Below are 716 nucleotides of genomic sequence, written 5' to 3'. Positions count from 1 at the left end.
CCAAATAACACCAGTAAGCAGCCAATAGAGTTTTTAATTGCTCGTCAGAAAAATGCTTATCCAAAACAGATTTAGCAGAACGCAAACCATGCTCCGCATAATGCTTGCTGTTTTTCATAAGCATGTCTTCGCTATTCATCTTGAGCGCAGCTTTAAAACCCATAAAGCTCTCAAGAACAACACGCTCACAGAGCAACATGTAATCTTTGATACCTTGTTCTTCATCGGGGAAATTTTCGATGAGAACTTCTCGAATGCCTTTCCAACTAGCAGGCAAGGTAATATCGAACTCATCTTTAATCGTCATACGATAGAGGTGGTGCTCTTCAACAAACTCCACTTTGTCCATCACACCTAATTCGTTAAAAATCTTGCGCATGATGAAAGGATTTTTTTCTGTCCCTAAACCGCTCAATTGATGCAAGGCAACTTCGAATTCAAAATCGCCTCGCACAAAAGAGGTCGCGCAACCGCCAGGAATATTGTGCCGTTCAAGCAGCAAAGTTTTCGCGCCACCTCGCGCTAGAGTCGCCGCAGCTGTCAGCCCGCCATTCCCTGCTCCAATTATAACCGCATCATATTTTTCTAGGTTCGACATACGTATAGACCATGATTATCACCTTACAATGCCGACAACTATACAACGTAAAGTTACACTATGTATACAACGTAAAGTTTTTTTTACTGATCAATTCACAAACTAGATCAATCCATTC

At 41.6% G+C, this 716-nt stretch carries 1 protein-coding gene; it reads right to left on the bottom strand.

The genetic code is table 11. The features are described from left to right. Positions 1-598, bottom strand: a 598-nt coding sequence (locus tag A3762_RS01415) for an NAD(P)/FAD-dependent oxidoreductase (RefSeq protein WP_156493113.1), incomplete at its 3' end; no start/stop codon positions are given. Between the last annotated feature and the right edge of the window lie 118 nt (positions 599-716).

Source organism: Oleiphilus sp. HI0125 (genome assembly GCF_001635355.1).
This window is presented reverse-complemented; position numbering and strand designations above follow the sequence as displayed.